The sequence below is a fragment of the Bradyrhizobium sp. genome, assembly GCF_049586575.1.
Classification (GTDB): Bacteria; Pseudomonadota; Alphaproteobacteria; order Rhizobiales; family Xanthobacteraceae; genus Bradyrhizobium.
Map to the genome: position 1 here is coordinate 1 of NZ_JBAVCF010000509.1, position 3,549 is coordinate 3,549.

A 3,549-nucleotide genomic window follows, 5' to 3' on the forward strand; every position below is an offset into this window, starting at 1 on the left:
GGTTTTGTCGAAGGCAGCAAATTCTACTCGGGCATTTCGAAAGGCTGGCCCGCGATCCTGTCCAGCCTCAAGAGCATTCTTGAAACCGGGCAGCCACTCGATATCCCCTTCGAAGCACTCAAGATCGAAGCCTGAGCTTCCGCCATGAATACCGACCACTTCAAGCCGATGACGGTCTACACCATCTACATCGCCTCGACGCCCGAGAAGGTGTGGGAAGCCCTGACCTCGGCCGAGTTCAGCCGGAAATATTTTTTCGGCAATTCGGTCGAGATCGATCTGAGGGTCGGCGGCGCCTACATCGTGCGAACGCCTGACGGCGCGCTGCATATCAGCGGCGAGGTCATCGAATGCGATCCGAATCGCAAGCTCACGTTCACCTTCAACGTCAACTGGCCCGAATTGATCGAAAAACTCGGACCGACGCTCGTCACCTACGAGATCGAGCCGGCCGGCGATGCGGTGCGGCTCACGATGACCGAATCACATGACCGGCCGCTCGACGACGACGTTCTTTCCGGCGGACGGCAGGGCTGGCCTGCGATTCTCTCAAGCCTCAAGAGCCTGCTGGAGACCGGCGAGCCGCTGATCGTGAAAATGGCGCCGCCCGAGCGAATGCTGGCGGCGCTAAAGAAGCTCGGCATCAAGACGCCGTAGTTGCACCATCCAACCTGCAGCCGAAAACTCGTCTAGCACGAGGCCCGGACACCTGACCGAACGCTTCAGCCGGTTTACGGAATATGTCGGGGATTACCCGCAAGGACAGTCGGCGATCCAGATTTGGAATTCCGGCGGCATGTATCATCTGGCCACGACCCAGCAGCTCGATTTTCATTTCGCGATCGGTCTGAATCACAATGCGCCAAGCTACTCCGCCGGCCTTGGCTATTCGTTTCGCGTCGACGGGCTGTTTCGCTAGAGGCTTTCTTTGCCGTCTACGCGCCGAACGGCCTTACTGTGTTGCGCGCGTGGTGTCACAATGCGCATCATTCGCGAATCAAGCGCCGCGAGCCCCGTAACAAAACTGTCGCATCGAAACAGTTGGGTGCGCATTGACATCTGCTTGGCGGCGATGACATGGATTGTCATGGAGATGGCAGGCTGCCTTTGATTTCACGTACTGAACATTTCAAGCGCCTGCGCAGGACGTACGGGATAGGCACGTCTTGTGCGCTCGCTCTTGCATTTTTCACAGGTGGCGCCGACGCAGCCGATCTTCCGACCATGTTACCGATGAAGGCGCCTGCCGCAACCGACTATGACTGGACCGGCTTCTACGTCGGCGGCCATGTCGGGCTCGCAACCGGAAACTCCGGCTGGACGCTCGCGCCGCTCGGCGGCGGCGCGCCCGTGGCAGGCTCCTTTGGGCTTTATCAATCGCCCAATGCGTTCAAGGAAAGCGGCAGCTGGTTCGAGGGCGTGCAAGGCGGCTATATCTGGATGCTGCGGAACCGGGTCGTGCTGGGCATCGAGGCCGACGGCTCGTTTCCCACTTTCCCCGACCCGGTCACCGGCACGACCATTGGCGGCGTTTCCAACTTCAACTCCCCAACGTTCGGCGCGGGAAGTTTCGGCGAAAACGTGCTGGCGTCGGGCACGTTTCGCGGCAGGATCGGTTATGCGCCCGGCCACTGGCTGTTCTATGCCACCGGTGGGCTCGCCTGGACCTACAATCAACAGACGCTGACCCAGAACGTGACCGGCAATTCGGAAGACCGCTTCCTCTATCGGTTTGGCTGGGCAACCGGCGTCGGTATCGAGACGGCGATCGCGTCACACTGGACCGTCCGCGGCGAATATCTCTGGACCGATTTTCCGACGGTGAGCGAGGCCTTCCCGTTGTTCGGTCAGCGCGTCAATTCCGGTTTCTCGGTGAATCAGTTTCGCCTCGGCCTCGACTATCGCTTCGACGACCCTTCGGTGCCGCCAGCCGTCGCACCGTCACGCTTCACGGAGAATGCCGACATCTTTGCCGTGCATGGGCAGGCAACTTTTGTTGAGCAAGGTTATCCGGCTTTCCACTCGCCCTATCAGGGGACGAACAGCCTGAACGGAGCTGCGCAAGCCAAGGAAACCTTCGACACGACGCTTTCCGTCGGCGTCAAGCTTTGGCAAGGCGCGGAATTCTGGGCCAATCCGGAAATCGACCAGGGACATGGCCTGAACGAGACCCATGGCGTCGCCGGCTTTCCGAGCGCGGAGGCCTACAAGATCGGCTCGTCGACGCCTTACGCCCGCCTGCAACGCGCCTTCCTGCGGCAGACCATCAATCTTGGCGGCGACACCGAAAAGGTCGATGACGATTTCACGCAGTTCAAGGGAACGCGCTCGACCGATCGGCTGGTGCTGACGGCGGGCCGCTTCGGCATCAACGACGTCTTCGATACCAACCGCTACGGCAACAATCCGAAGAGCGATTTCCTGAACTGGTCGCTCGTCAATGCCGGCACGTTCGACTACGCCGGCGACGGCTGGGGCTATGCCTACGGCGCGGCCGCGGAGTGGTACACCGGGCAATGGACCTTTCGCGGCGGCCTGTTCGATCTCTCCAGAACGCCTGCAGGCGGCGTGAGCCCGCTGGGTGGCACGAACGATCCGACTTTCCAGCAATTCCAGATCCTCGGCGAGGTCGAACGTCGTTACGATCTCTGGGGCCAGCCGGGCAAGGTCAAGTTGACCGGCTTCTTGAGTCGCGGCGCGGCTGGTAATTTTGCCGACGCTGTCGCGCTCGCACAGATCACGGGAATGCCGGCTGATATCAACGCCGTGCGATCCTATAACAGCCGCCCCGGCGTCAGCCTCAACATCGAGCAGCAGGTGATGGAGAACCTCGGCGTGTTCCTGCGCGCCGGCTGGGCGGATGGCGACATCGAACCCTGGGACTTCACCGACATCGACCGCACGGTGTCCGGCGGCGTTTCGATATCAGGCAAATCGTGGGGCAGGCCCGACGACACCATCGGCCTTGCCGGCGTCGTCAACGGCATCTCCAGCGCCCATGTCGCCTTCCTCAACGCCGGCGGGCTCGGCATCCTGGTCGGCGACGGACAATTGACGAACTATGGCCTGGAGAAGATTTTCGAGGCCTACTACAGCTACGCGCTGAACGCCTCGACCAAGCTCACCTTCGATTATCAGTTCGTCGCCAATCCCGGCTACAACGCCGACCGCGGTCCGGCGAATGTTTTCGCCGCCCGGGCGCACTGGCAGTTTTAAAGCGACGACGAGTTCGGGTTGAACGCCTCGCGCGGCCGGCGTTCCGTCAAACCATCGCCCTTACCAAATCGATTGCTCGGCAAACGAGGCTCCCAACTGGGCGCCAGCCAGAATAGCAACAGCGATCTCAATCAATCCAATTAACAGAAAAACCGAAACGGACGACAGCTCCTTCGGAATGGCGATGCCGCGTGGCTCTTGATACGCAAGTCGGATGTATGTCGGCATGAAAAACTCCGTCTCTCTCTCTCTTCGGTCCGGTCTTTTAACCTCGAAGAAGGCGAGGCCGCATCTGCCGATTGGGAGAGACCGATCCGCTTGCCGGAATAATTC

The 3,549-nt window shown here is 60.5% G+C and carries 4 protein-coding genes; 3 read left to right on the forward strand and 1 reads right to left on the reverse strand.

Annotated features, from left to right (window positions below; all coding sequences use genetic code 11):
• The first annotated feature begins 144 nt into the window (after window positions 1–144).
• The 3 genes from WB528_RS19380 (at window position 145) to WB528_RS19390 (ending at window position 3,216) form a co-directional block, all read left to right on the forward strand.
• Window positions 145–657 carry an SRPBCC family protein gene (locus tag WB528_RS19380; protein ID WP_423890010.1) on the forward strand — a complete coding sequence of 171 codons (513 nt, stop codon included), beginning with the start codon at window positions 145–147 and terminating at the stop codon, window positions 655–657.
• 139 nt (window positions 658–796) lie between these two features.
• Window positions 797–919 (forward strand): hypothetical protein, encoded by a 123-nt coding sequence (locus WB528_RS19385; RefSeq protein ID WP_423890011.1) that lies wholly within the window; start codon window positions 797–799, stop codon window positions 917–919.
• Between the two features lie 305 nt (window positions 920–1,224).
• Entirely contained in the window at window positions 1,225–3,216 is a 1,992-nt protein-coding gene (locus WB528_RS19390; protein ID WP_423890012.1) for a carbohydrate porin, read from the forward strand.
• Between the two features lie 60 nt (window positions 3,217–3,276).
• Here WB528_RS19390 and WB528_RS19395 read toward each other — a convergent pair.
• Window positions 3,277–3,549 (reverse strand): hypothetical protein (locus tag WB528_RS19395; RefSeq protein ID WP_423890013.1); only part of this gene is annotated, 273 nt, incomplete at its 5' end.